The organism is Peribacillus sp. NJ4 (genome assembly GCF_030348345.1).
In the GTDB taxonomy this organism is placed as follows: Bacteria; Bacillota; Bacilli; order Bacillales; family DSM-1321; genus Peribacillus.
In genome coordinates, this window is record NZ_JAUCFQ010000001.1 from 4946175 (window position 1) to 4960305 (window position 14131).

The window sequence follows — 14131 nt, forward strand, 5'->3', positions numbered from 1 at the left end:
AAGAAAAAGGATAAAAGTGAACAGAATTTCTAAAACCTTTTTCTTTGTTAACAACCGCTAGAGAATTACAGTTCAAAAAAATCCCCTATATATATGTCTGTCCATAATGAAACAACCCTAAAGGCTGGTAGAAACGTATTGATTTCAGAAAAAAGGTTTAAAATATTCTGAATATAAACTATAATTGTTTTATTTTAAAACATCTAGGAGGTCACTATGGGAGTAGTAGAGAAAATCAGCGGATTTGCTGGTAAAACATTTACCTTATGGGTCATTATATTTGCAGTTATTGCGTATATCTTACCTAATCATTTTGTATGGATTGGAGACTATATTGTTCCATTATTAGGAATTGTCATGTTTGGCATGGGACTTACATTATCAACATCGGATTTTAAAGAAGTTTTCCGACGTCCGAAAGAAGTGGCACTAGGGGTAGCAGGACATTTTATCATTATGCCATTATTGGCATTTGTATTAGCAATAGGGTTCGATTTGCCCAAAGAAGTGGCTGTTGGAGTTATTTTGGTAGGATGCTGCCCTAGTGGAACAGCTTCAAATGTCATGGTGTTTCTTGCGAGAGGAAATGTTGCGCTTGCAGTTGCCATTGCTTCTGTTTCCACTATTCTAGCGCCAATCGTAACTCCCCTGCTTATTCTGCTCTTGGCAAGTAAATGGGTCAATATCAGTATTGGGTCATTATTCATTTCCATAATTCAAGTGGTGATTATCCCACTGATGCTTGGATTCATTGTTAAAAAGTTTTTCGGTAAACAGGCAGAGGCAGGTGCAAAGGCTTTACCTCTAGTATCTGTCATTTCCATCGTTCTGATCGTATCAGCCGTAGTAGCTGGCAGCCAAGCTCAGCTGGCTAAAACAGGTTTGCTTATATTTGCAGTAGTCGTTCTTCATAATGTTCTTGGTTTTTTACTCGGCTTTTTCTTTGCTCGTTTATGCGGGATGGATTTAGCTAAACAGAAAGCTGTTGCAATGGAGGTTGGTATGCAGAACTCTGGTTTGGGTGTAGCTATAGCAACAGCCCACTTCTCACCTTTGGCCGCTGTACCTAGTGCCATTTTCAGTGTTTGGCATAATATATCAGGTTCCGTTCTAGCCTATATCTTCAGTCGTATGAAAGATAAGAAAAATGTAGGGACCGTTAAAAATAATTCGATAAAAGCAGACGCATCATAATCTTTTGGAGATGAACCAAAAACTCTTTTCATTAAATGAATAAAAAAAGCCGATTGAATAAATCGGCTTTTTTTATTGTGAATCAACCATCCGCATCTTCGAAATTCAAAGGAAATATCAATGATTGTGGTCTTAATAAGTGATTTCCCCATTCCCCACTAAATGAACTTACTACCCTCGTTAGGAGTATTTTTTTGAACTACCTGCTATACTACTAGATAAAAGTAAGACATTAAACATATAGATGATTCGTTAATAGTAATTGAATTTCATTTTAAGGATGAGAGAATATAATGTCACCAAAAATAAAATCGTCAAGAAAAATAGCTAGATATTCACTAATTATCATGGGGGCGGGTTATATTGCAACCACTCCATTTCAAGGTTCATTGCCGTTGGATTTATTACATGGAGGGTTTGAGGCCGGTTTAGTTGGCGGATTGGCAGATTGGTTTGCAGTCACTGCATTATTCCGCCATCCGCTTGGATTACCAATCCCCCATACAGCGCTTTTGCCCAACAATCGTAAAAGAATGACAAATGCACTTGTTTCGATGTTAAAAAACGACTGGCTTTCTAAGGAAAGTATTCAGGACAAAGTAAAACATATTTCTTTTACTGAGAAATTAATCCCTATTTTAGTAAAAGAGATACAAAGTGATACTTTTAGAAAAGTCCTGATTAAACTTATCAAGCAAATGATTGGTTATATAGATATTGAAAAGATCACACCTTTCGTTGCAAAAAAAATTAAAGCATCACTTTCTAACATAGACATGAGTAAGGTTCTACATTTAGTAAGTTCACAGTTACTTAACGAAGAGTTTGATAAGAAGGCTTTGGATCATGTTTTGAAAAAAGCTGAAGATTGGTTAGGAAAAAAACAAACCAGTCACCGTCTTGGCACTGTTTCCATGGATGTACTCAGCAAGATTGAACTGGAAGGTATGCTTCAGTTTGCCGTTAAATCCATTCAAAGCCTACTTAACGAAGAGAAACTTGGGAATATCATACAAAACCTGTTATTAAGTGTCGTAAATAATTTACAAAACGAGGACGAACCAAATAGAGAGGCTTTAATCTTATATATCAGGAAAGAGATACAAGGCATTAATCATAACCGGGAACTGTTAGAAGGAGTTGAAAAATGGAAAAAACAACTTCTAACAAAATGGGAGCCTGAGGCGACAATAAAGGGAAGTCTACAACAAATTCAACAAGAAGCATTGGATTTCGTCGAAGATGAACATTTCATGGATACTTATCTGACTCCAATGATTCATCACGTACTGGACAACATAAAAGAAAATAGCACCCACATCGATCATTGGATACAGAAACAAATTACTGTTCTTATTGAAAATAATCATACGCAGATCGGCAATCTTGTACAAGAAAATTTAGATAAGCTAGATAACGAAACGCTAATTGATATGATGGAAAATGGTGTAGGAAAAGATTTACAGTGGATTCGTGTGAACGGAGCGGTCTGCGGTTTTATAATAGGACTTATCCTAACAGGTGCACAGGCTCTGCTTAGGCTATTATAATTCAGGCACCTTCGGCCGATTTGGTAACGGCAGTCTACTGTCGTTACCAAATCAACTGGGGCTGATTCGTTGCCTGTAGTTTGATACCCCCCAGTAAAAAGGCCCTTAATCTTAAGGGCTTTTCAGTGAGGAAATTAATCTAATGAATAGGGTTTCCTCTCCTCAATTATCTCCACTTCATCCCATTCCACATATTTGGAGTACATATATTTATCTGTACGTTCAAAACCCATCTTTTTAGCAATTTCAGTGTTTGTTGTATCCAACAATACTTTTCCAGTTTTTCTTTCTTCAGATGCTGGAAACATCTCACCCTTATATACAGCATAGGGATTAATAGAATATAATTCTTTAACTTCATTTACACCTACTATTTTCGTGTAAATATTATTTTTGTAATAAGTAAAGTCATTGTCCATTTTATCATTGCTAATTAATTCAATAGCTTCCACTGCATCAGATTCTATGAATCTATACTCTTTACCATTATAAATCGTATACTCACCTTTTCTTATCATTTTCCCACTCCATTATTTAATTTTCCATCACCAAAAATAAACTGCTTCGCTTCCCGTTTAACATAGCATAAACTTGACTCTTGACATAAAAAACCCCTATAAAAGTCTTTTATAGGGGTTTTTTTATGTTTATATGGGTGATTTACATCAATCCCCATACTCTTCTTTAATTGCTTTATCTGCACAAAAACTATGGAATTGCTTGATTAATTCATCAATATCTTCTTTTCTTGTGATTTTCTCAAGCCATTCTTTAGGAATGTCGTCCATTTTATAGTACATACCTGCCATTGTTCCCGTAATGGCACCTACTGTATCCGTATCATCCCCTAGATTCACTGCTTTTAAAACGGCATCGCTAAACGAATCTGATTGTCCTAAGCACCAAATGGCTGCTTCTAACGTATGAACGATATAACCATCTGACTGAATTTCTTCTTGTGGTAATGAAAAGAAATCTTTTTCAAAAATTCTTGAATAGGATTGCAGCTCTTTTTGGTATATATGGTCTTTATCAAAATTCTCATCAAAAAGTTCTTTTATTTCCCTTTTTGAAACTTCAGGAGAATTATTATAATAAAGTCTATGTAAAAACTCGACATAAATAATGGAACCTACCACAGAACGCGGATGAGAATGTGTAACTTCCGTATATTTTTTAATGGTTTGGATTTTTTCAATGAAATTAAAGTTATTAAAGAGGATAAATGCTACTGGAGCGATCCTCATCAACGCCCCATTCCCATTATCAAACATGGCATTTCCGCCACATTCTTGCGCCGGCGTTCCATTTTTAAACTTGATTATAGCTTCACTGGTCGTTCTGCCAATATCGAACATTTCATGATGTGGTGTCCAATAGCCAGATTCCATATACTGGACGAATTTTTGCATTAGCTCCGCTGAATCGCTTTCTTCAATCAAGTTTTCAATTAAACATAAAGTTAACGAAGTATCGTCCGACCAAGTGCCTGGGGGCTGATTATACGTTCCATATCCCGTTATATCATTAATAGCAAAAGTCCCTCTTTTTTTAAATTCAACTGGAACACCAAGCAGGTCTCCAACAATACCGCCATACAGACTTGGTAACATTCTTTTTTTTAGATTAAATCTCAAAAAACTTTTACTATCGTCTTCCCATCTGTCTACCATTCTTCTGCCTGTCATTCATTACACCTACTTTTTGTTTAAGTACTAGTTTGTCTGCCTTCTGTAATCTACTGATTTATTAAGGTAACACTTTGGTTTTATATACACTAATACCTATACTACAACCACTATAATGTTTTTCCATTTAGATACACAAAATCAGTTTGTATTTCCAAATTACCTGCTTACCATCATAGTTTTGATACAAAAAATTTATACTGTCCATTTCATTAAAAAACCTCGAATGGCTTTAGCCACTCAAGGTTTCATTTTATTCTAGCAAAATACAGTTTTTTTCTTTTTCAATAATCTTAACTATGTTACCACGGCATGCAATGGTTTTGGTGCTTTAGATGAGTAGTCTGGTTTTCAAATCAATTGGGTTATCTCCAATAATTCTACTTTCCTATTTTCCCATCGTTATTATATATATAAATTTGAAAATTCGTTCCTCATTACCCTTTTCGATAATTGGAAAACTTTGTCTTTCATCCACATTATACAATATCCAATTTCCATCTTCAAAGTAACAACCTGTTGAAATTGGTACATTAGTTTTTCTTCCAATAACAATATTGAGTTCTTGTAAATCTATACCTAACTCTTTTATCTTATTTTCAATTCACTTCGTGTCATTTTACCTTTGGAAATAAAGTATGCTGATTCCCGCATCACTGGACCGCGGATCATACCATTGGGTAATCTTACCCCATTCAAATACATTTTCAGACAATATTCCCTCAGGATAACCAATTTGCTCTGTAAGCCATTCGCCATGCTGAGATAGTTTTTCTTCATAGTCCCATTGGTTAATGGATGGATTATTTACTTTCAGATCAATCCCCCATATTAAATTATCTTTAAATGATAATCGGACATTAAAATATTTGCTACCTAATTTAGGTGTGTTTAAAAACCTTAAAGATTCATTATGACTATCAAGGATTATAGATTTAAACTTACTTGAAGATTCTTTTGTTTTTATATCAACTAATTTACAGTTAGGAAAAATAAAAACACCATCTATTTCTAACTCTCCCTTTTTCAGATTACTCATCACTTAATCCCCCCTCCACTTTCTTCTAATAATTTTACAGCTTTTTTAATTTGTAAAACTTCTTCTTCAGTTAATTTAAAATTTTTCAATTTGATAACATTTGGATCCTCTGCTATCTCTACAAAAGTCTTACTGATTGTTTCGTATATGTACTTACCACTTTCATCTTTTTGTTGTAACAATGTTGGATTAAATTCTATTCCATTTCCTCTTAATTTTTGCTTAGTTACATCGTCCAGTACAGGATTTACTTTTCCTTCTCTAAGTAGATCTTCAAAATCAGGTGTGAATATTTGCTCTAAACCGCCTGATCCAAATTGAGGATTCGCATCTGTCATACCTCTAGCTGATGGTAAATCATCCAGTAATTCGAACTCGATGACTTGAAATTTATAATCTCCCGTTCCATCATCAAATTCTCTAGGATTAACTTGAACACCTTGAAATAATTTTTTTGAATCTCCGTCTACGCTATCTAAAACCTCTTTTGTAAAACAATAACCTGTTGGTCTTGGATATCCAGCAAATAAGATTGTGCCTTTTTTCAAAATAATATCCTCATATGTATCTATACCAAAGTAAGGATGAGAACCTTGCCATAACCTTGCTCTCTGTGAAGGTTTAAGAATGGTCTTATTTTTTAAAGTAGCTTCCTCTATTACACTCCATTTTAAATTTTCCAGTTATCTTATCGTGATATTCGGCTTAACTTCCTTTAAAACTTTTTCAACAACATCTCCATCGAGCATAACCTTAGTTCCTATGGAATTTTGTTTCTTAATTACATACTTTAGTACGTCTTCAACAGGTTTTGGATTTGGATGTTTCGCTATTTCCTTAGCATATTTTCTTACTACTTTATTTCCCTTTAATAAGTCAGTAGTTTGATAGAGTGCATTCTTTGCCTGTAAATGATCCACATACTTAGCCGCACCTGCCACACCGCCGATGCCGAGTGCCATCAACAGCCCGTTCTGGCGCTGTTCCTCGGTTAGCTGGTTACCGAACATGTCTTTGCCGGTGACGGCTTCGCTGAGGCCGTTGGCTGCGAGGAGTCCGTATATCCCGTATTCGGTTTTCTGGAGGAGACAAAAGTCCTTCAGTCATTATTATAAAAGGACCTTAACAACTTATGTTAAGGTCCTTTTATTAGCAAAAAATACTTTTGATAAAATCAAAAGTCTTTTTTAAATTCTTTTAATAAAATATCTTTTATTTCATCTAATTCGTTATTAGCAACAATTCTCTTGTCATAGTTATCATGCCAAATAAAATAATCAGATAAACCCACTCTGGGTTTATTTATATCACGATAGATGCTACTCAATTCCATCATAGTTTTACGATATTGTTCTGATGATTCACAATCCAATAAGCAAGCATCAATCAACTCAATTGAGGCTTTAGCTTGACTTATTATAAATTCTAAATCATTCTTTTCCTTTGTCAATATTTTAACCAAACGAACATAAGCATCTTGAATAACTAATAATGTTTGCTCCAAGTTTATCCCCCATATTACAATTATTTTATTGGAATTTCATTAATCACTTCTAAATCCTTAATTTTCCATGGTTCTGACACAAAAATTTGATTTCCTCCACCTGAATAGATTCCAGCTTGATGGCCCGCTGGCCCCTCATATATAGTAGTTCCTTTAGGAATTTTCAGTGTATAAACACTATCTAGTGGCGATGAACCAGTTAGTGAACCTGTTTTTGGATCAATCCACTGTGCCTTTACAGCCAAATCAATTCTTCCTTCTATTCTAGTTGAAGGTTCCCTTGTAAAATATTGGCCTAAAGCATTTCTCCCACCACCGGCTTTTCCCGCTCTATATAAAATCAAATCTTGCTTAAGTACTTCCACATTATACTTTCCGCTTCTAAAGGTAGATGCAGCTCCCGGATTAATGTCTGCTAAAGGTCCTGGATTCTCTATCATATTATACTTATAGTTATCTCCAAGTCCGCCATGACCTGCTTTATCTAGTGATGTAATTGTTCCTCTATTTATTAATGCTGGATTCTTTGCCTGTAAATGATCCACATACTTAGCCGCACCTGCCACACCGCCGATGCCGAGTGCCATCAACAGCCCGTTCTGGCGCTGTTCCTCGGTTAGCTGGTTGCCGAACATGTCTTTGCCGGTGACGGCTTCGCCGAGGCCGTTGGCTGCGAGGAGTCCGTATATCCCGTATTCGGTTTTCTGGAGGAGGCTAAAGCCTTTTATCGTTTTATAGGCATCGAGCGCGTGGTTCGCCGCGTTGAGTCCTTTGGCCGTTTTGTATAGGGCGCTGCCGCCTTTGATGGCCCGGCCTGCCCAGCCGACGACGGGGATGAATCCAGCGGCTGCCATGGCGCCGGCGGCGATTCGTTCGGCATCGGAAAGCTTACGGCCCGTTACTGGATCGACTCCGGTTGAGGCCCTGATTGAATCATAATATCCCGTGAATTCCCCTGTAAAGGTTTTTGTGGTATCCCAGGCTTTTTCATACCATGGGCGGTTTTCGAGTTCTTCCATTTCACGTTCGATTTTCTGGGCCTCGGCTTGTTGCTTTTTGAAGGTCTGATAGTCTTTCATCTGACCGGCGACTTCATCCTTCACTTGATAGACGTCACTATTCTTGAATGCCGATTGGTTGAACGTCATCGGCGAAACGTTGCCGTCCTGTTTGGTGGCATCAAGCAAGGCGCGGAAGAGGCCAACGGCCACGTTTTCCTGCCCGACGGACACATCATATTCCTCGACCAATTGCCGGTCGACATTCTCGACCTTTGTCACGGTGTCATCCAGCCTTTGTCCGGCCAGTGTGATTTTTTCATTAAAGTCCTTTTGGTTGAACATATCAAGAGGCAGGATATCGTCAATGCTATTCAGAATCCTTTGGAGATCGTTCGCTTGTTCATCGACAAGCGACTTCGCTTGGTTAATGCCGGTCGAGACTTCGCCATCTAAAAAGGGAACCTCGACCACCGTATTTCCGGATAGGTCCGCCTCTTCCAGACTGGCTGGAATGCCATCCAAAAAACTGATCTGGGTAGTGAATAGTTCCATCCAGGCGTCGGCCACCTCGATTTGTGCTTCATAAAAGCTTTTGATGGCTGCGGCACCGGCCCCTTGAAACTCGTTATCCAGGCCGACGATGCCCTGAAATTCCTTTTTCAGGGCTGTGACTTCCTTCTTTAGTTCTTCATATTGCTTGGCCCGCGACTTGGTTGCGGCCGTCAATGTCTTGGCTTCATATATTTTCATCGCGGCTGATACCCATGTGAAGACGTATGGGCGATGGCTTCATCCTGTTCTTTCAATAAGTCAATGTTGGCACGGGTATCTTCCACATTTTTCTGGACGATTTTGATATATTGCTCGAAGACCTTCTCCAGGTTCGTTTCCCGGTCAATCCATTTCGAGGTGAATTCCAATTTATTGCTGCCAAGTTCGCCTGCCGGCAGATTTCCAAGCGTGACTGTACCAAGCGCCGTCTTCACCTGATCGACTTGCTTCATTACGGCAGGATGATTCAGTTTGATCGTCGTCATTAAAACAACCACCCTTTTAAATATGATATTTTACTTTCCAGTTGATCTATGACGGCTTCTCCTTTACCTAAAAGTACATCCGCTTCATGAGCTATGGTGCCTGCTGCACTCAGAGCCTTTTTCTCTATATTAAGCATCATGATTTTACCGTCGATTTTCTCTTGATAGTCGTCATAATCATCATGAATGATCGTTGACATTGCCTTGTATGCATCACTGCGGGCATCTTGAAAGCCTTCTGCTCGGTTTCCCGTCCAGCTTTTTGCCAAGTCTGGATTTTTAATTTTAGCAATTTCCCCCAGACAAGCGTTCTGTTCGTCTTTGATTTGTCTTTTTGCCTGCTCCAAACGATTAATTTTTTCATTCACATCGGACATTTTACTGGAGAGGGCAGAGTGAATTTCACTCAATGAATTTGCATACACTTAAAAAAATCACCTCAAACATACTATTCTCATTATGTAGACTGTCATATTTTTCATATTTTTTATTATAAGGATTATAGTCTTAGAGTTAAATAGGGATAAATAAGCTATTTATGCTAGGTGTTTAGGGAATTCATCCCATTCCGAACAATTACCGCTTAGACTTTTTACCTCTTCATTTCCATTTTCAAACATAAAAAGAGAGTGCAGGCTGCACCCTCTGACTATTTACTGCATTATTTGAATTCCTTTTCGTCAAATAAATGCGGAACTTTCACCTTTTTCCCTTTTTTATGATTGAGATCAGGTTTTTCAGTTTCGATTTTAGCTTGGTCATAGACAGCGGTGCCGACAATTTCAGCAACATCTTGAAGCTTTTCTTTTGAGATTTTATCAATGGTATCATCAGGAGTATGATACCAAGGTTCTGATGGACTATGGATGAATAATGCAGCGGGAATCCCAGCCTCTGAGAAAGATACATGGTCACTTCTACCGCCTTGTCCATATGGAGTCGGCTCGCCATTCAGTCTTGCACTTGATGCCTGAGCCAGCTCGGTTACAAGATTCATTTCTCCATCATTAGTTAAAATGACCAAATCTCCTGCGTCCCGGCTTCCTACCATATCCAGATTGAAGTTGGCAAGCGTCCGCTTGATATCATCATCAGAGAGATTGTCCACATAATGCTTCGAACCTAGAAGTCCATTTTCCTCGGCCCCAAAGGTGACGAAGCGAATTTCCGTATCTGTAGGAAGATTCTTCAGCACACGTGCAAGTTCAAGGGTGACGGATGTTCCTGATGCATCATCATTCGCTCCGGGTGCTCCAGCGACGGAATCATGATGTCCAGTAATATAAATGATATCGCTCTTTTTTGCTTTGATGTTCTTGGTTGCTTTTTTCGTTGCCACTACATTATAAGAGGTTTTCTCTCCGGTATAAGCTCCTTCAATTTTTAATGATGCTGTCAATTTAGCTCCAGCATTTAATTTCTCCAGCAGGGCTTCTCCATCCTTTTTGGTTATCGTGACAGATGGAATATACTTGTCATTAACCCCTCCGAGTGTCCCGTTTAATTCCCCATCGGCATTATTGAACAGGATGACTCCCGCTGCCCCTTTTTCTGCTGCATTCAATACTTTCTCTGCAAAAGTGAGGCTGCCTCTTTGTATAAGGGCAATCTTCCCTTTAACATCGGTTTCCTCAAGTTCTTCTTTCGTTCCTAAACCGGCGTATACCACTTCACCGGATAAATTCCCATTAACTGAATAAGTTAAATGGTTCGCTTGGATTTCCCCATCAATTCCAGCAACGGACAGCTTGACCAGATTTGGGTCTGTATAAGATAAAAAATTGAACTCTTCTATGTCGGCTTCATAGCCATAAGAATTGAATTGCTTTTTGATGAATTGGACGGCCTTATACTCAGAATCCGTACCGGCCACCCGAGGTGTTTGTGAGAGGTATTCAATATTCTTGTAGATTTTGTCGACATCAATTTTCTTAACGACTTTCTTGTCCGTGGATGGCGCCTGTTGCACCTGTGATGAATGCGGCGTCGCTAAAGCGGTAGTTGTCCCAGTTGTCCCGAGTGTCAATGCTGCGATTAATGTTATCGATAGAAATTGTTTTTTCATAGATTGCCTCCCAGTTTAATAGATTACCTCCATAATTTTACAATATATAGATAATACTAACTAGGTAGGTTTTTCCCTATTAATGCATGTCTAAAGTAACGAATTTACAAATTAAAGAAATAAGCAGGACATTTGACACGTGCCTAAAGTTCTCTACCATTTGATATTTTGTCATATTATATAAAAATACCTGGAATCCAAACAGGATTTTCGCTCTTTTTCGGGAAAATAATACAGAAGAGATTGAATTTTTACAGGGAGAAGGCGCAAAGATGTCGATAACTAAATTTGTGATGCCGGAAGTGATTTTTGGAAAAGGTTCGATTGAACAAGCCGGTGAGGCCTGCTTGCGGTTGGGTGCCAAAAAGGCGCTTATAGTCAGCGACTCTGGTGTGGCCAATGCTGGCTGGTTAGATAAAGTCATTAAATCCTGCCAAGATGCTGGTCTTGCTTTTGCTACCTTCATTGATATGACGACCAACCCGAAAGACAGGGAGATTGAAGCCGGCTGTTTGACATTTAATGAACAAGAATGCGATGCCATCATTGGTTTAGGAGGAGGCAGTGCTTTGGATGTCGCCAAAGGGGTAGCCCTTTTAGCTACGAATGGCGGCATCATCAGTGATTATGAAGGCGTTGATAAAGTTCACTCCCCCCTCCCACCCATGGTGATGATCATGACTACGGCCGGATCGGGATCAGAGGTCTCCCAGTTTTCGGTGATTGTCGATTCATTCCGCGAGAAAAAAATGACGATCATTTCAAAATCACTCGTCCCCGATATTGCAATAGTCGATCCCGGTACCTTAACCACCTTGGGTCCGGATTTGACCGCGGCTACGGGAATGGATGTTTTAACCCACGCCATTGAATCCTACGTTTCAATCGCTGCCACACCATTGACCGATGTCCAAGCTAAAAATGCGCTTTCCATCGTTTCCCGTCACTTACGCCCCTCTGTTGCATCCAGGCATAATGAGGAAGCAAAAAAAGCGATGGCGATGGCAAGCCTGCAGGCAGGACTAGCTTTTTCCAATGCCATTTTGGGAGCGGCCCATGCCATTTCACATGCCATCGGCGGCAAGTACCTCCTTCCGCATGGTGAAATCAATGCGATACTCCTTCCCCATGTCATGGAGTTCAATCGAATTGCCTCACCAAGGCGATTCAGTGAGATTGCAGACATCATGGGCATCGATACTCGTGCATTGACCGAGCAGCAAGCTGGAATGGCAGCCATTCACTTCGTAAGGGAATTATCCCAGGATATAGGGGCTCCCAAGAGTTTAAGTGATGTCGGCATTACAAAGGAAATGATAGATCCCATAGGGATGACTGCCCTTGAGGATGCCTGCATGATCACAAATCCTCGTGATATGTCATTAGAACAGATTAATCATCTGCTTCTTACAGCCCTATAAGAGGTGAAAAACATGAACAAACTTGAATTGATAGATTTAATGACAGGTGTAAAATCTTCAAAAAAAACGTATTACACGGAACTTAAGAAAACTGTGGATCAGCTGAAGAAGAAGAATATGCAGCTTGAAATTATGAATGACATCACTAAAAATATGAATATGGACATCGACATCCAAGAGATTCTCCGAAATGTTATTGCAAAGCTCAAGCAGCTAATTACCTTCGATGACAGTCACTTTGTCATATTGTATGAGGAAGAACCTGCCCTGCTTCACATCTGCCCCAATGGTCACTGCGAACTTGAAATTGATTCCAATAACCTGTTACACCCATTTCAGGATTTCTCGTCTGCTCTGAAAGACAAGCAGCCCATTCAGGTGGAAGTTAAACGGTTACCGGACTTCCCAGAAAAAGAACGACTATTATCCCTTGAGATCGAAGCACTTCTATTGGTTCCTTTGTACGGAAAAAGTAAAAAAATCGGAATTTGGACTTTCGGCAGGAAGAATAAGAAAAGATGGCATAAAGATGAACTGGATTTTCTTGAGCAACTATCAAATCAGCTTGCACTAACTTTGGAGAATGCCCAGCTGTATAAGGAAGTCCTTCATTCCAAGCAGGAGTGGGAGGATACGTTCAAGGCAGTTGAAGATATGATCATCGTTTTTGATCACAAAGGAACCGTCTATCAATCCAATGATTCTGCCAGGGACTTTTCCGACCTGGTTCCTTTAATTGAAAAATCCCAAAATCTGATTCAAGATACCTTTTCATTCAATAAGCCAGGATTTCAAGAAATACTCCTTCAGCATGATACCATCTTGGAAATGCATGCCTACCCGATTCAGAATAAGGAGCATCAAGTCTATGGGGTCATTGCTTATTATAAAAATGTCACCGAAAGAAGACAGATGGAGGTCCAGCTATTGCATGCCGGTAAACTTGGGGCGATCGGTGAAATGGCAGCAGGGATTGCCCATGAATTGAATAGCCCCTTAACGGCCATTCTTGGTAACTCCCAGATTTTATTACGGAAAACTCCCCATGACAATCTGGACTATATGCTTTTGAACGATATTAAGATTTGCGGGGACCGATGCAGGCAAATAGTGAAAAGCCTGCTTACCTTTTCGAGGCAGGATGAGTATAGATTCCACTATTACTCTATTAACGAAGCCATTCATCAGGTTCTGAACCTTTTGAAGTTTCAACTGGGGAAGAAGCAAATTTCCCTTCATCTTTCCCTTCAGGAAGACCTTCCTTTCATAAAGGGCAGCCAACCCCAAATAGAACAGATCATCATCAACTTGTTATTGAATGCCAAGGACGCATTGGATGAGTCCTCTCTATCGGAAAAATCGATTTCGATCACTACCTATTCAGAAGACAAGTTCATGGTGGTACAGGTGACTGATAATGGAACGGGGATTGAAAAAGAACGCCTTCCCTTCATATTCCATCCCTTTCATACGACTAAAGACCGTGAAAAAGGTACAGGTTTGGGGCTGTCCGTAAGCCTTGGCATCGCCAAAGACCATGGTGGCAAGATTGACGTTTTGAGCAAATCAGGACAAGGAAGCACTTTTTTCCTGAGGCTTCCCTTGCAAGCAGAAGAGGAAAGGCGATGATAA

The 14131-nt window shown here is 39.3% G+C and carries 14 protein-coding genes; 4 read left to right on the forward strand and 10 right to left on the reverse strand.

The features are described from left to right. The first annotated feature begins 216 nt into the window (after positions 1 to 216). Complete coding sequence (locus QUF94_RS24705) at positions 217 to 1194, forward strand: bile acid:sodium symporter family protein (protein WP_289318180.1); 978 nt, start codon at positions 217 to 219, stop codon at positions 1192 to 1194. A 293-nt stretch (positions 1195 to 1487) separates the two neighbouring features. Next, positions 1488 to 2744, forward strand: a complete 1257-nt coding sequence (locus QUF94_RS24710; protein WP_289318181.1) for a DUF445 domain-containing protein — start codon at positions 1488 to 1490, stop codon at positions 2742 to 2744. Between the two features lie 134 nt (positions 2745 to 2878). On the opposite strand, the gene QUF94_RS24715 is transcribed toward QUF94_RS24710, so the two are convergent. The 10 genes from QUF94_RS24715 to QUF94_RS24760 form a co-directional block, all read right to left on the reverse strand. Further along, positions 2879 to 3262, reverse strand: a complete 384-nt coding sequence (locus tag QUF94_RS24715; protein WP_289318182.1) for a hypothetical protein — start codon at positions 3260 to 3262, stop codon at positions 2879 to 2881. Between the two features lie 147 nt (positions 3263 to 3409). Beyond that, on the reverse strand, positions 3410 to 4432 hold the full coding sequence (locus QUF94_RS24720; RefSeq protein WP_289318183.1) for an ADP-ribosylglycohydrolase family protein: 1023 nt from the start codon (positions 4430 to 4432) through the stop codon (positions 3410 to 3412). A 619-nt stretch (positions 4433 to 5051) separates the two neighbouring features. Beyond that, positions 5052 to 5471, reverse strand: a complete 420-nt coding sequence (locus QUF94_RS24725) for a hypothetical protein (protein WP_289318184.1) — start codon at positions 5469 to 5471, stop codon at positions 5052 to 5054. Then, positions 5471 to 6019, reverse strand: coding sequence for a hypothetical protein (locus QUF94_RS24730; protein ID WP_289318185.1), 549 nt, complete (start codon positions 6017 to 6019; stop codon positions 5471 to 5473). The genes QUF94_RS24725 and QUF94_RS24730 overlap by 1 nt, the downstream gene beginning before the upstream one ends. Before the next feature lie 135 nt (positions 6020 to 6154). Next, positions 6155 to 6481, reverse strand: coding sequence for a hypothetical protein (locus tag QUF94_RS24735; RefSeq protein WP_289318186.1), 327 nt, complete (start codon positions 6479 to 6481; stop codon positions 6155 to 6157). Between the two features lie 164 nt (positions 6482 to 6645). Then, positions 6646 to 6975 carry a hypothetical protein gene (locus QUF94_RS24740; protein WP_289318187.1) on the reverse strand — a complete coding sequence of 110 codons (330 nt, stop codon included), beginning with the start codon at positions 6973 to 6975 and terminating at the stop codon, positions 6646 to 6648. Between the two features lie 20 nt (positions 6976 to 6995). Continuing rightward, positions 6996 to 8726, reverse strand: coding sequence for a ribonuclease YeeF family protein (locus tag QUF94_RS24745; RefSeq protein ID WP_289318188.1), 1731 nt, complete (start codon positions 8724 to 8726; stop codon positions 6996 to 6998). Beyond that, on the reverse strand, positions 8723 to 9013 hold the full coding sequence (locus QUF94_RS24750) for a YwqI/YxiC family protein (protein WP_289318189.1): 291 nt from the start codon (positions 9011 to 9013) through the stop codon (positions 8723 to 8725). The genes QUF94_RS24745 and QUF94_RS24750 overlap by 4 nt, the downstream gene beginning before the upstream one ends. After that, positions 9013 to 9438 (reverse strand): YwqH-like family protein, encoded by a 426-nt coding sequence (locus QUF94_RS24755; protein WP_289318190.1) that lies wholly within the window; start codon positions 9436 to 9438, stop codon positions 9013 to 9015. Before QUF94_RS24755 ends, QUF94_RS24750 begins: the two co-directional genes overlap by 1 nt. 236 nt (positions 9439 to 9674) lie before the next feature. After that, positions 9675 to 11078 (reverse strand): M28 family peptidase, encoded by a 1404-nt coding sequence (locus tag QUF94_RS24760; RefSeq protein ID WP_289318191.1) that lies wholly within the window; start codon positions 11076 to 11078, stop codon positions 9675 to 9677. 272 nt (positions 11079 to 11350) lie between these two features. Between QUF94_RS24760 and QUF94_RS24765 the strand changes: the two genes are divergently transcribed. Together QUF94_RS24765 and QUF94_RS24770 are read left to right on the forward strand one after the other, a co-directional pair. Beyond that, the gene (locus QUF94_RS24765; protein WP_289318192.1) at positions 11351 to 12499 is read left to right on the forward strand and encodes an iron-containing alcohol dehydrogenase; all 1149 of its coding nucleotides are present in this window, start codon (positions 11351 to 11353) and stop codon (positions 12497 to 12499) included. Between the two features lie 12 nt (positions 12500 to 12511). Continuing rightward, positions 12512 to 14128, forward strand: a complete 1617-nt coding sequence (locus QUF94_RS24770) for a sensor histidine kinase (RefSeq protein ID WP_289318193.1) — start codon at positions 12512 to 12514, stop codon at positions 14126 to 14128. Positions 14129 to 14131: the final 3 nt, after the last annotated feature.

Excerpts from the sequence above, each read along its gene's own strand:
- QUF94_RS24705 (WP_289318180.1), top strand. The coding sequence starts at position 217 with ATGGGAGTAGTAGAGAAAATCAGCGGATTTGCTGGTAAAACATTTACC.
- QUF94_RS24765 (WP_289318192.1), top strand. The coding sequence starts at position 11,351 with ATGTCGATAACTAAATTTGTGATGCCGGAAGTGATTTTTGGAAAAGGT.
- QUF94_RS24725 (WP_289318184.1), bottom strand. The coding sequence starts at position 5,471 with ATGAGTAATCTGAAAAAGGGAGAGTTAGAAATAGATGGTGTTTTTATT.
- QUF94_RS24770 (WP_289318193.1), top strand. The coding sequence starts at position 12,512 with ATGAACAAACTTGAATTGATAGATTTAATGACAGGTGTAAAATCTTCA.
- QUF94_RS24760 (WP_289318191.1), bottom strand. The coding sequence starts at position 11,078 with ATGAAAAAACAATTTCTATCGATAACATTAATCGCAGCATTGACACTC.
- QUF94_RS24710 (WP_289318181.1), top strand. The coding sequence starts at position 1,488 with ATGTCACCAAAAATAAAATCGTCAAGAAAAATAGCTAGATATTCACTA.
- QUF94_RS24750 (WP_289318189.1), bottom strand. The coding sequence starts at position 9,013 with ATGACGACGATCAAACTGAATCATCCTGCCGTAATGAAGCAAGTCGAT.
- QUF94_RS24735 (WP_289318186.1), bottom strand. The coding sequence starts at position 6,481 with ATGTTCGGTAACCAGCTAACCGAGGAACAGCGCCAGAACGGGCTGTTG.
- QUF94_RS24745 (WP_289318188.1), bottom strand. The coding sequence starts at position 8,726 with ATGAAAATATATGAAGCCAAGACATTGACGGCCGCAACCAAGTCGCGG.
- QUF94_RS24720 (WP_289318183.1), bottom strand. The coding sequence starts at position 4,432 with ATGACAGGCAGAAGAATGGTAGACAGATGGGAAGACGATAGTAAAAGT.
- QUF94_RS24715 (WP_289318182.1), bottom strand. The coding sequence starts at position 3,262 with ATGATAAGAAAAGGTGAGTATACGATTTATAATGGTAAAGAGTATAGA.